The organism is Micromonospora pattaloongensis, assembly GCF_900107255.1.
Taxonomy (GTDB): domain Bacteria; phylum Actinomycetota; class Actinomycetes; order Mycobacteriales; family Micromonosporaceae; genus Micromonospora_I; species Micromonospora_I pattaloongensis.
Map to the genome: position 1 here is coordinate 1 of NZ_FNPH01000017.1, position 14,563 is coordinate 14,563.

The following is a 14,563-nucleotide window of genomic DNA, read 5'->3' on the forward strand; positions in this document are numbered from 1 at the left end:
CCGGACAAGAAAAGAAGATCAGAGAGTCTTCACGCGGCCGCGACCTGCGGCGCGGATCCATCTCACGGAGCTGACACAACGACCGGCCCCGGTCGGCCATTCCCCCGCCCGATCAGCGGCGGGACCATATACAACCACCGGCACCGGCCGGTCATTCCACCCGCCAGCAGCGGGACCATATACAACCACCGGCGCTACCCGCTCATTCCGCCACCCGACCGGCCGATCAACAGCCCCGGCGCGGGGACCATGTACAACGTCGGGGGCACCCGCCGCCTTCCCCGATCGCGCACCCGCCTTGCTCGATCGGCGCACGAGGGACGAATCCGGCATCGGCCACCAGGTGGTTCCCGTGCCCGTGAGCCGAAGGCGCCCCCTGCGCCCCTCGGTCAACGCCGGCCCCGTAGCCACCACGACGCGCATCGCCCGGGTGGCATGAGCGCGACGCGCCTCGACGACGTCGAGCAAGAGAGCTCAGCTCGTTGCCGGATCACCCGATAGGCCCAGCAGCCCGCCCGTACGCCGACCGCTTGGGAGTTACCTCAGTGGCGCTCAGTGACATCCAACTCCGGATCTCACAAATTCAGTCGCTCATCACCACCGGGGCCGGCCAGCCCGTCCTGGCACGGACCGGTACGACCGGTGGCGTCACCCAGAGCTCGTCGGTTCGCTTCGCCGCCGCATTGGACGCGGCCGTCACGGCGAACCAGCCCACCGGGGCTTCCGGGTGGACGGCGCCGACCCGTGGCCAGGTGAGCAGCGAGTTCGGACCGCGCTGGGGACGCCAACACGAAGGCATCGACATCGCGGCGGCCGCCGGAACACCGGTGCGGGCCGCCGCTGGCGGTGTCGTGCGCAAGGCCTCCTGGTACGGCGACTACGGCAACACAGTGATCATCGACCACGGCGGCGGCGTCTCGACCCTCTACGCGCACAACTCGGCCCTCTCCGTGCGCCCGGGCCAACGGGTCGAGGCCGGACAAGAGATCGCGGCCGTAGGCAGCACCGGTGACTCGACGGGCCCGCACCTGCATTTCGAGGTCGAAGTCGAGGGGCGACCGGTCGACCCGCGCCCCTGGCTCCGCCAGCGCGGCATCACCCTCTGACGCCGTCGCACGATCTCCTCCGCGCACGCGACCGGGCGGTAGCAGTGTGGCGCGGCGGCCACGGGCCGCCGCGCCTGCGGTGCGGTGTTTCGGGTGTTCGGGGTCAGCCCGAACTGCAGGAGACCGTCGGCCAGGTTGAGTTGCCGTTCGTCTGGATGGTCACACCCCAGTTGTTGCCGTTGCCGTTGGGTGTGGCGGTCAGGACCTGGGCGCTGGGGTAGCTGGCGTTGATGTTCCAGGTGGCGATGATCTTCGCGGGCGACGGGACGTTCATCGTCACGGTCCAGTTGCTGGAGCCGCTGACGGAGACGTTGAGGTTGTAGCGGTCGCTCCAACTCTGGCCCGCCGACAGCGTCGCGGAGCAGCTACCGCCTCCTCCGCCGCCACCGCCCCCACCACCGCCGCCGCCACCGCCACCGCCGGAGCCGCCGATCGTGATGTTCGAGCTTCCACTGCTCTGATATCCCTCTGTCGCCATGATCATGTAGTCATGACTGCCCAGACTCATCCCATTGCGGGCCCACGCGTCAAAGTGGTTGCCGGAGGTGATGGTGCCGCCCGTCTTCTTCGACTGTCGCACGCTCCAGTACTGGTTGAACGTCCTGGTGCCTTCGATGGACGGGGCGTTGTATCGCGTCGTCTGGTAGATGTCGTACGTGCCGCCATCGCTGGTGACCGTCCCCTTGTACGTTCCGGTCGGTCGGTACGTGCCCCAGTTGTCAACGATGTAGTACTCGACGAGCGGATTTCTCGTCCACCCGTAGAGCGTCAGATACGCGTTACCGGACGGGTTGAAGCTGCCCGAGTAGGTGACGCTCCTGCGTCCGCCGGTGCTCCAGCCCTTACCGGCGACGAAATTCCCGGTGTTGCGCCATGAGGTGCTGTAGTTACCGCCGGATCCCAGCTCCATCGAGACCGACCCTTGGCTATCAGTCCAGAATGAATAGAAGTAGCCGTTGTTGGTGCCGGTCTGGTTTGTGGTGATCGCCGCGTGGGCGGCGGTCGGCAGCATCATGGTGGCCGCGACCAGCACTGCCGCGCAGGCACCGGAGAAGAGCGCCCTGATGCCGCCGCGTCTGCGGCTCCGGCGGGCGGGGACGTCGTTCATGTGCGTGCTTCCTCCTCGTGAAGGCTGGCGGCGGGCCAGGCAGCGTGTTCCGACCCGGCGGAGTTGTTGGCGGCCGGGGGACGACCCGGATCGACAATGGTTGATGCCTCTCGATGGCGACAGTATTGGCCCGACGCTGCTGGGTTGTCAACGCTTCCCGGAAAGATTGCGGAACCACGTCGCGGCTCAGATGCCCTGGCTGCCGGCCGTTACTACCGGACGAGGCGCGGTGATCTGGCAGCGGTAACCTCCGTTGACGAGCGACATCCGGGCTCGCGTATCGGAAAGTTTCGAGGACTTTTCGGATCGTGCTCCGCGCCGCGCGATGGGGACCGCGGTGAGCAGCCGAGCGCGTTCCGCGGTGTCGCCGATCGGTCGGGGGCAGGCATCGGGCCGACTCGTTCGAGTTCGTGGAACCGCCACGGCGGGAGCTGGGCACCCGGGTCGGCTCCCGGGTGCCCAGCGGGACTGGCGATTACAGGGTGATGCCCAGTGCCTGTCGCAGCCGGTCGGCGATGGCCCGGTACCCGCGGGCGTTGGGATGGAAGGACTCCTCCGGGTCCGAGAGCACGAACCCGTTGGACCAGGGATCACCGCTGCACACGCGGTGCCCCTGGAACGCGTCGAACGCGTCCACGAACACGACCCGCGCGTCGCCGGTGGCGCGGACGGCCGCGGCGATCATGTCGCGGGCCTGCGCGGTCCCCTCGGCGATCCGGGTGAGTTCGGCGGTGTCGAGGGTCGCGTTCGTACCGAAGCAGCTCCCGCTCGTGGGCAGCGGGTCCACGCCCGGGATGGGGAGGAAGGCCGGGTAGCTCAGCACGACCAGCACCGCATCCGACCGCATCCGCGAGGTGATGTTCTGGTACAGCGACACGAGCCTGGCCTGGGTGGTCTGCAGCTCCGTCGGTGTGACGAGCGGAGCGCCGCCGCAGTCCGACAGGGCGCATTGGCGCAGCTTCGAGGCGAAGCCGAGATCGTTGCCGCCGATCGTCAACGTCACCAGCCGCGTGTACTGCTTCACGTACTCGACCTGCGGAAATTCCTCCAGGCTCTGCGGCGCGGTGAGCTCGTTGATCCGCGCGCCGTGACACGCCTTGAGGTTCGTTCGGTCGATCGACAACCCGCGGAAGCGGTCACCCTGGATCTGGACGGAGTAGGTGCCGTTGCCGCGCCGGCAGTTCGCCGGGTTCGGGCTACCGAGGTACGGCGGCGCGCCTGTGCCGGACGAATAGGAGTCGCCCAGCGCGGTGTAGCGGATCACCGGTTCCGACAGGCCGCTGGTGAACGCCCCCGTCCCGAGCACGATGTGCAGCAGGTCGGTACCGAGCCCGTCGCACAGCAGGTACCGCAGGCCCGGCAGCGGGCCGCACGCGCCCCACGCGGTGCCGATCGGCGCCAGCAGGTACAGCTCGAAGATCACCTCCACCTGGCGCCCGCCGTCGTAGAAGTCACCGGGGATCTGGATCCCGCCGTAGGTGGCTCCGTAGTAGTACTGGGAGAACGAGAACGGAGACCCCACGTACAGCAGCGTGCCGTCGTATCCGGCGCTCCGGTCGACGATCCCGGCGACGCCGTAGGCGTAGTCGAGGTAGAAGTTGCAGCCGAGCTCCGCCACATACTGGACGGTGGCAGAGTAGTTGTCCGAGTCGGCGTTGAGGGACGTCCGGGGCGTCACGTACTCCGTGCAGTACCAGGGCTCTCCCGGCTCTGCGGCCGCGCTCCGGCCACGGACGGCCGCTCCGGTTCCGGCCCGCAGCCCGTTCCCGGTGGCCTTCTCCGAGCCCCGCAGCGCCTTCGGGCTGATCGGCTTCGTCTTCGTCGTGAACGGTGCCGGCTTGGTGCCCTTGCGCGGAACCGCCACCGGTCCGGGAAGCTCGGGCTCCGGGTTCCAGGGCTTGTGCGACCCGGCCGCCGGCGCGGCCGCCGTGCCCGGCGGCGCGGACGGTGCCGCCACCGCCGGCGGCGCGGCCGCCAGCACGCCGACCGCGATCAGAATCGGCACGACGAGTCGCGGCCGTCGCCGCGCTGCCCAGCACTGTGATGCCATCTCCTACCCCCCTCGTGTGGGATCGGTTACCGGCAGGATGGCAAGCCGCGGCAGGGGTGCGGATCCGTAAAACTACGCAACCGACTACGCAGGCGGCCGGTGGTCGCGGGCGTGATCGGTGAGCCGGCGGGCCATCGCGGTACGGGAGTGCACCTGGAGCTTGGCGAAGACCCGGTTCAGGTGGGACTCGATCGTCCGGGGGCTGAGGTAGAGCCGGGCGGCGATGTCCTTGTTGCTCAGGCCGGTCGTCGCCAGGCTCGCGATCTCGTGCTCCCGCGCGGTGAGCACCGCGTCGCCGGCCGGTCGCCCGGACCGGATCGGCCCCGCGGCACGGTGGCCGGCGAGCACCGACGAGGCCCACGCGGCGCCGCAGGCGCGGTAACCCGCCTCGGCCCGGTCGAACGCCTCGCCGCCGCGACGCGGCTGCCCCGCGGCGAGGTAGCCGGCACCGGCGAGGTGGCGGGACAGCGCCTCCTCCATGGGCGTGCCGGCGGCGGCGAAGCCGGCCGCCGCCCCCTCGGCCAGTGCCGTCGCCCGATCGGGACCGCCCATCCGGTACGCGGTGAACGCCTGGGCGAAGCGGGCCAGCGCGACCTCGTACGACAGCCCGGCGGCGCGCGCCAGCCGCTCCGCGCGGTCGCCGGCGTCCTTCGCTGCGGCGAGGTCGCCCATCCCGGCGGCGGCGATGGCGGCGATCACATCCCGCGCCACCAGCACCGGCGGGTGGGCCGACAGTAAAGCCACCGGGTCGGCGAGCAGATCGCGCGAGCCGGCCCAGTCACCGGCGGCGGCGTGGGCGAGGGCGAGCTCCACGCGGTGGATCCGCCACCAGGCCCGGGATCGCGGCTGGCCGGCGGCGGCCACTTCGCCATGCCCCGCGGCGGTCGGGCCAGCGGTGGCGAGCGCGGCGGCCGGCCCGGCGGTCCACACCAGCGGGCGCAGCCGGACCGCCGCCGCCATCGCGCGCATCTCCGCACTGCCCACCCGGTCGGCGGCCGCCGACGCCTCCTCCGCGACCGCCACCGCCCGGGCCAACCGGCCACCGCGGGTGTGCATCAGGGACTCCATCACGAGCAGGTACGGCGAGGCGCTGCTCGGCCCGAGCGCGTCCAGGATCCGCCGGGCGCGGGCGAGGTGGCGGGCGGCGTCGGCCAGGTGCCCCAGCTGGATCTCGGCCAGCGCCAGCGGGGAAACGATCTCGACGTACGCGCGCAGGTCGGCGTCGCTGGTGGCGTCGACGGCGACGACCGCGGTGCCGAGGTGTTCGCGCGCGGACCCGGCGCACCCGAGGTACAGCGTGGCGAGCGCGCGCAGCGTCCGCGCGGCCGCCACGAGCACCGAGCGGCGCTCGTCCAGCAGCTCCAGCGCCCTCTCCGCGTGGTGCACCGCCGTGGCCGGCTCCTCCCGGAACGCGTCGACAGCCGCGAGTTCCACGTGCAGTTTCGCCTCCTCGACCGGGTCGAGCCCGCCGCGGGCGAGCCGGGCGCCCAGCGTCGCGGCCGCCTCGGCGAAGTCGCCGAGCTGTCGCGCCACCGCCACGCTGAACGTCTCGGCCTGCACGCGTACCGGCCCGCCGGCGCGGCACAGCTGCTGGAGCACTTCGCGGCTGCGTGCCAGCTCGCCGCTGCGGCCGAGCGCGCGGGCGTACCACATCGCCACCTCGGCGCGCCGGTCGTCCTGCGGGCCGGTGTCCGGCATGATGCGCAGCGCGGTGCCGAGCCATCGGGCGGCCTGGGCGGGAGCCTCGTGCGCGAACGCCATACCCGCGTCGACCAACGTCGTCGCCGCCGTCTCGTCGCCGTACCGCGCGGACTGCTCCGTGTGGTGGGCCACCACCTGCCGCGACGCCCGCTGCGTACGGAGGTATCCGGCCGTGCGCGTGTGCGCCTCGAACCGCCAGGCCGGTCCGGTCAGCGCGTACGCCGCGGCCCGCATCAGCGGGTGCCGGAACCGCAGCCGGCCGCCGTCCGCGTCGAGCAGCCCGAGCCGCCCGAGGTGGTCGACCGCGCCGGTCACCACGGGCATCGGCAATCCGGCGACGTGCCCGACGAGGTCGATCGTGGTGTGGTCGCCGACGACCGCGGCGACGTGGGCGACCCGCTGCACGGGCTGCTCCTGCGCGGTGATCTCCGCGGCGAGTCCGGCCAGGATGGACCGTCGCGACCCGGCAAGCCAGTCGGCGTCGACCGGGCTGTGCCGTCGGGCCAGCGTCGCCAGCCCGTCCAACGTGCGGTCGGGGAGCCGGGCCAGCGCCTGGATATACAAGGGATTGCCGAGGCTGGCACGCAGGATCAGCTCCCGGCGGCGGCGCGGCACCCCGGTCAGCAGGGCATCGACGCCGGCGGCGTCCAGCGGCAGCAGGTCGATCAGCACCGCCGCCGCGCCGAGCCGGGCGATGGCGTTCACCAGCCGCGCCGGCGGGCAGGCGCTGCGGAATGCCACCGCGAGCAGCATCGGCAGCTGAGGCGGCTTGCGGATCAGGTGCTCGGTCAACTCCAGCGAGGCCGAGTCGGCCCAGTGCACGTCGTCGAGCAGCAGCGCGACGCCCGGTCCCGGAGCCGCCGCGAGCATCCGCCGCACCATCGTCGGCATCGAGGGCTGCTTCCCGGCGCCCGGGGTGATGGTGGGCGGCTCCAGCATCTCCGCGTACATCCCGAACGGCACGCCCTGCTCGTACTGGGTGGCCCGCCCGGAGCAGACCAGCAGCCCGGCGCCGGCCGCCCGCCGTTCCAGCTCGGCGAGGATGCGCGTCTTGCCCAGGCCGGCCTCGCCGCACACCTCCACCGCCACGGACCGCCCGTCGCGCACCGTCGCCACCGCCTTGTCCAGCAACGCCAGCTCGGTGGCCCGGCCCACCAACGCCGGATCGTGCCCGAATCCCATCGCTCGGCTGGCCGCCATCTCGCCTCCCTCATTCGGAAGTGTTCCAGCGACATCGACCAGCGCCTATCGACTAATGGCCCGATCGCGTCAGGGGGTGGTCGGATCCCGCACGACCGGCCTGTTTGCGGACGCGCGCCGTGGGAACTCGCCGGGCCTGTCGGCGAGAGGAAGGCCTGAACGTGGACGACAACGAGTTCCTCGCCCTCGTGGCGACGCGGTCCGGGCTCTCGTCGCAGCAGGCCACGGCCGTCACACAGGCCACGCTCACCACCCTGGCCGAACGTATCGACGGCGGCGAGGCGCGCGATCTGGCCAGTCAGCTTCCCGCCGGACTTCGGGCGTACGCGTTCGGTGCCAGCGAGAGCAGCGATCGGTTCGGACTCGACGTGTTTCTCGCACGAGTCAGTGGCCGCGCGGGCCTCGACGGCGACCGGGCAAGAGACGGAGTGACCGCGGTCTTCGACGTCCTGCGGGACGCTCTCGGTCCCAGCGCGTATGAACAGGCGGTCGCACAACTGCCCGCGCAGTACGCCGACGTCGTCGACCAGACCGCACCGTTCATCCGGCGCGAGGGCTGACCGTCACACCGCGATCCGCAACGTCCGCGGGGGGTGCCCGTTGGTGGGTTGTCATGGGAGGCTTGCCCGCGTGACTCAGCAATCCGTCAACCGGTGTCCCTGCTGTGGCTACCGGACCGGGTGCACCACCTGCCCGGTCTGTTTCTGGACCGATGACGGACAGAGCGATGCGGACGCCGGCATGGTGGCCGGTGGCCCCAACGGGGAGGTCAGTCTGAGCGACGCACGGCTCAACTTCGCCATCTACGGGGCGAGCCACCGACGGTACCGGGACGTGGTACGTGCGCCCCGCAGCGATGAACTGCCGTAGCGGCGCATAGCACGGTGGCGTAGCGGCGTGATGTCACAGGACGCCGCCGGCCGGCGTCTCCATGTCACACGAGCGACAAGGAGACGACGATGACCAGTACGACTCGCGTTCCCCGCACGGAGATCACCGGGCTGTACGGCGGCCTGCTCAAGGTGGCGATGCGCAAGATGCTCGGCGGCGTGCCGGAGGGCGCCGAGGTGATGTGGCACCACCGGCGCGTCTTCAAGGACATGATGAGGTTCGGTGGCCGCACCGAGAAGTGGGACCGGCTGGAGCGCAACCTGGCGTCGTTGGCGACCATGGCTGCGGCCGCCGAGGTGGGCTGCAGCTTTTGCCTGGACCTCCACTACTTCATGGCCCACAACAAGGGACTGGACGAGGCGAAGGCGCGCGAGGTCCCACGGTGGCGGGAGTCCTCGGTGTTCACGCCGGTGGAGCGCCGGGTGATGGAGTACGCCGCGGCGATGTGCCAGACCCCGGTGACGGTCACCGACGACATGACCGCCGCGCTGCTGGACGACCTGGGCGCCGCCGGGGTGGTGGAGCTGACGGCCCGGGTGGGCGTCATGAACCTCACCGCCCGCGCCAACGTCGCCCTCGGTATCCGCTCGCAGGAGTACGCCGCGTCGTGCGGCCTGCAGCCCTTGGCCAGCAGGGTCGCGCACACGTGAGCGGGGACCCGTTCGTCCGGCACCGGAGCCTGCTGTTCACTGTCGCCTACGAGATGCTCGGTTCGGCCGCGGACGCCGAGGACGTCGTGCAGGAGGCCTGGCTCAAGTGGGACGGCGTCGATCAGGCCGAGGTGCGCGACCCGCGGGCCTTCCTGGTCCGGGTCGTCACCCGGAAGGCGCTCGACCGGCTGCGGACGCTGGCCCGGCGGCGCGAGGAGTACGTCGGTCCGTGGCTGCCGGAGCCGCTGCTGACCAGCCCCGACGTCGCCGAGGACGTCGAACTGGCCGACAGCCTGTCGATGGCGATGTTGCTGGTGCTGGAGACGCTCACCCCCACCGAGCGCGCGGTCTTCGTGCTGCGCGAGGTCTTCGACCTCGGGTACGACGAGCTGGCGGAGGCGGTGGGCAAGACGCCCGCGGCGGTGCGACAGATCGCGCACCGGGCCCGGGCCCGCGTCGCCGAGCGGCGTCCCCGCGGCGTGGCCTCCCCGGCCGACACCCGGAGAGCGCTGGAGGCATTCCAGCGGGCGATCGAGACCGGCGACCTCCAGGGCCTGGTCGACCTGCTGGCGCCGGACGTGGTCGCGCTGGGCGACGGCGGCGGCGTGAAGCAGGCCATGCCGCGCCCGGTCGTGGGCGCCGACAAGGTGGCTCGCCTGATCACGGCCGGTCTGGCGACGGTCGTCGACCGGATGTCGGCGGAGCTGGTCCAGGTCAACGGCGGGCCGGCGCTGCTACTCCGGGTGGACGGGGAGATCGACAGCGTGATGTCCGTGCGGGTCGTGGAGGGACAGGTCAGCGGCATGTACTCCGTCCGCAACCCCGAGAAGCTCTCGCGGATTCTGCAAGAGGCGTCGCTCAGTCGCTGACTCCGACTTCCGGACCGGGGACGGGCACGGGGAGGTCGGTTCAGCGGCGGGGCGGAGCACCGACGCTGCGCCGTGGGACCAGGGTCGGTGCGATGGTCTGCCGCAGCGGGCCGGCGATGTCCGACTCCATCTGGGCCAGCAGCAGGTCCAGGCTCGCCCGGGCGACCGCGGCGAAGTCGGGTCGCACGGTGGTCAGCGGCGGGATGAAGTACGCCGCCTCCGGCACGTCGTCGAACCCGACCACGCTGATGTCGTCCGGCACCCGCCGGCCGTGCTCGTGCAGCGCCCGCAGCACGCCGAGCGCCAGGTGATCGTTGGCGGTGAAGACCGCGGTGACTTCCGGCATCCGGGCCAGCATCTGCCCGCACCGGTACCCGGCCGCCGCGGACCAGTCCGCCGGGACCAACGGCGGCACCTCGGCGCCGGCCAGCTGCAATGCCTCCCGCCAGCCTTCGATCCGCCCGGCGCTGTCGAACCAGTCCGACGGGCCGGACACGTGCCAGACCGTCCTGTGCCCGGCGTCGAGAAGATGCTGCGTGGCGGCGCGGGCACCGGCGACCTGGTCGACGGTCACCAGGGGAATCGGCCGGCGCGGGTCGCCGTCGACGGTCACCAGGGGCACGTCCTGGGGTAGGCGTTCGAGGGCCTCTCCGGCCGACTCGACCGGTGCGATCACCACGATGCCGGCGACCCGGTGCGCCAGGTGGCGTTCCACCGCCGCCGAGATGGACTGGTCGTCGAGGTCCCGCACGCTGCCGACGCTGACGGCGAAGCCCGCATCGGCGGCGGTCTGTTCGAGGGCGGCCAGCAGCGACGCCGGGCCGTAGAGGGTGGTGTTCTGCGCGACCACGCCGATCACCTGGGATCGGCCGGTGACCAGCGCGCGGGCGGCACGGTTCGGTCGGTAGCCGAGTTCGGTGATCGCCGCCTGGACCCGCAGCCGGGTCTGCTCGCGCACGTTGGGGTGCCCGTTGAGGACCCGGGACACCGTCTGGTGCGAGACGCCGGCGAGGCGCGCCACGTCCGTCATCGCAGGACCGCGCACGGCCACCTCACCTTCCCCGCCTGCCCGTGGCGACCGCACCCGGTCGACGTCAGCTGGACCGGCCCGGTGATTCCGACCCTTGGCGCGGCCGCCACAGTGGTGTTCTCCGCGCGACCGACGCCGGATCGCCGACAGTCTACGCCAGCTGTCCTGCCGGCCACGGCGGCTGAGTCGCCGGTCAAGCCTTCGTGTCGGGATATCGATGAATTGACGGAGAGGTTCTCCCTTCCTCGGCGCGGAACACGAACTCGTTCGGCGCGACCGCCGTCACGGTGTTGTCAGAGAGAACCGTCGCACCGTCGCGGCACCGCCCAGGGACTGTGTCGCGTAGTTGAAGATGCCGAACCGGTACCCCATGAAGAACTGCCAGGCGTTGTTGAGGGTCAGCGAGTTGCCCAGTGCGACGAAGGTGACCCCGTCGGTGCTGTACGAGAACCTCGCCTGCCGGCCCGAGCCGGGTCGGATGTCGGCGTCGGCCCGCAGCCAGATCCGTCCCCCGGACACCGGGGCGCTGGCGATCTCGGTCCCGGTGCCGGTGGTGTTCCAGTTGTCGGTGCCCATGGTCAAACCGTTGGTCATGACCACCCGGGTGGCGCCGTTGTCCCGTTTGACGCCGATCCACGCCGACGTGTCACGCAGCATCGCCAGTCCGGCCCGGTCGCCGTCGCGCATCTCCGAGTAGTCCAACTCGATTGTTCCGGTGGAGGTCGGACCCTGGATGCGGTGGGTCAGTGTGTTGCGGGCCCGGTAGAGGTCGTTGGTCACCGAGGCGGTCTGCAGGCGCAGGCCGTTGTTCACCGACCACCGGCTGTTGTCCGGGTTGTGGTTCCATTCGTACTGGACGCCGAGGGTGGTGCCGGGGAAGGTGTCGGTTCCGGTGAGCGGCTTGACCGGACGCAGCGGCAGCGGGTTGGGATAGTTGACGCCCCAGGACCCGTTGACGGTCTGCACCTGCGGCCAGCCGTCACTGGTCCAGGTGATCGGCGCCAGGGTCGGCATCCGACCCCCGGGGTACGCGTCGGTGAACGCCATGTAGTACCAGGCACCGTTCTGGGTCTGCACCAGCCCGCCCTGGTGAGGCACGCCGCCGCCCGAGATCGGTCCCGGCAGGTTGAGCAGCACCTGCCGCTGCTCGTACGGGCCGAACGGGCCGTTGGTGGACTTGAGTACGTACTGACCGTTCGCCGGTCGGGTGAGCCAGATGTAGTAGGCGCCGTTGCGCTTGTAGAAGCGGGCGCCCTCCAGGGTGCCGATGCTCGACGGCGTCTGGTACACCTGCTGGGCCCGCACCTGGGTACGCCCGTCGGCGGAGAGCTGGGCGACACTGATCGTGCCGTTGCCGTACGCGACGTACATGGTGTCGTTGTCGTCGATCAGTAGCCCGGCGTCGTAGTAGCAGGTGGGGATGGTGGTGTGCCGGGTCCACGTGCCGTCGACGGCTGCCGCGGTGTAGATGTGGGTCTGGGCGAAGTCGATGCAGCCGGCCCAGTAGAACGTCCGGTTGCTCGGCCGGTAGTTGAGCGTCGAGGCCCAGATGCCGTCGACGTACGCGTGGCTGCCACCCGACATGTCGTACTTGGAGCCGAAGTCCAGCCGGGGCACCGAGTGCCCGGCGAACTCCCAGTTCACCAGGTCCCAGGAGCGGAGCACGGGCGCACCGGGCGAGTAGTGCATGGTGGAGGCGGACATGTAGTAGACGTCGCCGACGCGGATGATGTCGACGTCGGCAAAGTCCTGCCAGACGACCGGGTTGGTGAAGGTGCCGCCGGGGTTGCCGCTGCCGCCGACCCGGACCAGCTGCCACTGCTGGTGGGTGCCGTTGAAGTCGTCGTACTGCACGATGTTGCCGCCGTCGGCGGTCGAGGCGTTCTGCACCTCCAACGCCCGGTTCGAGTTCCGGTTGATCAACCGCACGTACCCATCGGCCGAGTCCGCCAGCCGGAACTGCTGGTTCGCCCCGTTGTGATCCGCCCACTGCACGATGCTCGCGCCGTTGGCCGTCGACCAGTTGTACACGTCGAGCACCTTGCCCGAATGCCGCGCCCTCAGCCGGTAGTAGCCGTCCCCCGAGTCGACGAACTGCCACTGCTGGCCGTTGCCGTCGTTACGTGACCACTGCGTGATTCGCGCCCCGTCGTTCGTCGCCAGGTTGTACACATCCAACGCCTTGCCGCTGTTCCGGTTCACCAACACGTACCAGGCGTTCGTATCGACCGACGCCGCCGACGCCGGCAACGGCGCGACGCCCACCAGGGCACCGCCCATCACCACCGCCGCAGCGACCGCCGCGACGGCCCGCGACAACCACCCACGGTGAAGCGGTACGACTCGCGAAAACCCACCGATGGCAAACATGATCCTCCTTCGATGACAGGAACTCGCGCTCCCCCGCCTTCACGCGGAGGGAGGCCGCCGCTCAGAACCCCCGGGCGAGCCGGTAGTACGCCTGGTTCCACCGGAGTTCGTCGGCAAAGCGGCCCGGATCGGTGTCCGCGTCGATGACCACCAGTTCCGTCCGGCTCATCTCGGCCAGGTCCCGCAGTTCCTCCACTCCGACCGCCTGCGTGAGCACGGTGTGGTGGGGGGCACCGGCGGTGATCCACGCCTCCGCCGAGCGGGGAAGGTCGGGACGGGGCCGCCAGACCGCCCGGGCCACCGGCAGCCGGCGCAGCGGGTGTGGCGGCGGCACGACGTCGACGACGTTGGCCACCAGCCGGAACCGCTCCCCCATGTCCGCCATGCCGAGCACCACGGCGGGACCCGGCGCGGCGTCGAAGACGAGCCGCACCGGGTCCTCCCGGCCCCCGATGCTCAGCGGGTGGACCTCCACGTTCGGCACACCCGCGGCGATGCTCGGGCAGACCTCGAGCATGTGCGCGCCGAGGACGAGCTCCGCACCGGGGGTGAGGTCGTAGGTGTAGTCCTCCATGAAGGAGGTGCCACCGTCGACACCGACCGCCATCGCCTTCAGCGTGCGGACCAGGACGGAGGTCTTCCAGTCACCCTCGCCGCCGAACCCGTACCCGTCGGCCATCAGGCGCTGCACGGCGATCCCGGGGAGCTGGCGCAGGCCACCGAGGTCCTCGAAGTTGGTGGTGAACGCTTCGAAGCCGCCCTCGCCGAGGAACGTCCGCAGGCCGATCTCCAGGCGTGCGGCGTACCGCAGGGAGTCGTGCCGCTCACCGCCGGGACGCAGGTGCGGTTCGACGCGATAGGTGTCGTCGTACTCCTTGATCAGGTCGTCCACCTGCGCCTCGGACACCTCGTCGACCACCGCGACGAGGTCGTTGACCCCGTAGGTGTTGACCGACACGCCGAAGCGCAGTTCCGCCTCGACCTTGTCGCCCTCGGTCACGGCGACATCGCGCATGTTGTCCCCGAACCGGGCGAGCCGCAGGGATCGCATCGCCGACCACCCGATCGCGGCCCTGGCCCAGGCCCCGATCCGCGCGACGACCCGAGGGTCGGTGACGTGGCCGGCGACGGTCTTGCGGGCCACGCCGAGCCGGGTCTGCACGTACCCGAACTCCCGGTCACCGTGCGCGGCCTGGTTCAGGTTCATGAAGTCCATGTCGATCTCGCCCCACGGCAGCAGGACGTTCGCCTGGGTGTGCAGGTGCAGCAGCGGCGTCCGGAGAGCGTCGAGCCCGGCGATCCACATCTTCGCCGGCGAGAAGGTGTGCATCCAGGCGATCACCCCGACCGCTCCCTGCACGGCCGCGTCCCGGCAGGCCGCGAGGATGTCGGTGCTGGAGGTCAGGACCGGCTTCCAGACCACCCGTACGGGAAGGTCCGGCGCCTGGTCGAGCAGCGCGGCGATGTGCCGGGACTGGTCGGCGACCTGCCGGAGCGTGTCCTCGCCGTACAGGCCCTGGCTGCCGGTGAGGAACCAGACCTCGGGCTGGGGCTGTGTTGCCATGTTGTTGCCTTCCGCGGTAGGGAC

General features: G+C 71.0%; 11 protein-coding genes. 5 read left to right on the forward strand and 6 right to left on the reverse strand.

The window, feature by feature from the left end; translation table 11 throughout:
- Nucleotides 1-752: 752 nt before the first annotated feature.
- Entirely contained in the window at nucleotides 753-1,106 is a 354-nt protein-coding gene (locus tag BLW47_RS25445) for a M23 family metallopeptidase (protein WP_217634931.1), read from the forward strand.
- A gap of 103 nt (nucleotides 1,107-1,209) precedes the next feature.
- Here the strand turns inward: BLW47_RS25445 and BLW47_RS23745 are convergent, their stop codons facing one another.
- The 3 genes from BLW47_RS23745 to BLW47_RS23755 all read right to left on the reverse strand — a co-directional run bounded on the left by BLW47_RS23745 (nucleotide 1,210) and on the right by BLW47_RS23755 (nucleotide 7,165).
- Complete coding sequence (locus tag BLW47_RS23745; RefSeq protein WP_091562668.1) at nucleotides 1,210-2,214, reverse strand: glycoside hydrolase family 11 protein; 1,005 nt, start codon at nucleotides 2,212-2,214, stop codon at nucleotides 1,210-1,212.
- A gap of 475 nt (nucleotides 2,215-2,689) precedes the next feature.
- The gene (locus tag BLW47_RS23750) at nucleotides 2,690-4,219 is read right to left on the reverse strand and encodes an SGNH/GDSL hydrolase family protein (RefSeq protein WP_175543781.1); all 1,530 of its coding nucleotides are present in this window, start codon (nucleotides 4,217-4,219) and stop codon (nucleotides 2,690-2,692) included.
- Between the two features lie 129 nt (nucleotides 4,220-4,348).
- Nucleotides 4,349-7,165, reverse strand: a complete 2,817-nt coding sequence (locus BLW47_RS23755) for an AAA family ATPase (protein WP_091562676.1) — start codon at nucleotides 7,163-7,165, stop codon at nucleotides 4,349-4,351.
- Between the two features lie 161 nt (nucleotides 7,166-7,326).
- On the opposite strand from BLW47_RS23755, the gene BLW47_RS23760 reads away from it, so the two are divergent.
- From BLW47_RS23760 to BLW47_RS25455, 4 genes are all read left to right on the forward strand, one after another.
- Nucleotides 7,327-7,725 (forward strand): DUF2267 domain-containing protein, encoded by a 399-nt coding sequence (locus BLW47_RS23760; RefSeq protein WP_091562680.1) that lies wholly within the window; start codon nucleotides 7,327-7,329, stop codon nucleotides 7,723-7,725.
- On the forward strand, nucleotides 7,643-8,035 hold the full coding sequence (locus tag BLW47_RS23765) for a CPCC family cysteine-rich protein (RefSeq protein WP_091562685.1): 393 nt from the start codon (nucleotides 7,643-7,645) through the stop codon (nucleotides 8,033-8,035). Before BLW47_RS23760 ends, BLW47_RS23765 begins: the two co-directional genes overlap by 83 nt.
- Before the next feature lie 89 nt (nucleotides 8,036-8,124).
- On the forward strand, nucleotides 8,125-8,706 hold the full coding sequence (locus BLW47_RS25450; RefSeq protein WP_217634932.1) for a carboxymuconolactone decarboxylase family protein: 582 nt from the start codon (nucleotides 8,125-8,127) through the stop codon (nucleotides 8,704-8,706).
- On the forward strand, nucleotides 8,703-9,575 hold the full coding sequence (locus tag BLW47_RS25455) for an RNA polymerase sigma-70 factor (protein WP_217634933.1): 873 nt from the start codon (nucleotides 8,703-8,705) through the stop codon (nucleotides 9,573-9,575). Before BLW47_RS25450 ends, BLW47_RS25455 begins: the two co-directional genes overlap by 4 nt.
- A 40-nt stretch (nucleotides 9,576-9,615) precedes the next feature.
- On the opposite strand, the gene BLW47_RS23775 is transcribed toward BLW47_RS25455, so the two are convergent.
- From BLW47_RS23775 to araA, 3 genes are all read right to left on the reverse strand, one after another.
- Nucleotides 9,616-10,605 (reverse strand): LacI family DNA-binding transcriptional regulator, encoded by a 990-nt coding sequence (locus tag BLW47_RS23775; RefSeq protein WP_175543782.1) that lies wholly within the window; start codon nucleotides 10,603-10,605, stop codon nucleotides 9,616-9,618.
- 282 nt (nucleotides 10,606-10,887) lie between these two features.
- Complete coding sequence (locus BLW47_RS23780; protein WP_091562692.1) at nucleotides 10,888-12,975, reverse strand: family 43 glycosylhydrolase; 2,088 nt, start codon at nucleotides 12,973-12,975, stop codon at nucleotides 10,888-10,890.
- A gap of 61 nt (nucleotides 12,976-13,036) precedes the next feature.
- A complete protein-coding gene (gene araA, locus BLW47_RS23785; RefSeq protein WP_091562695.1) occupies nucleotides 13,037-14,539 on the reverse strand; it encodes an L-arabinose isomerase in 1,503 nt (500 codons plus the stop codon).
- Nucleotides 14,540-14,563: the final 24 nt, after the last annotated feature.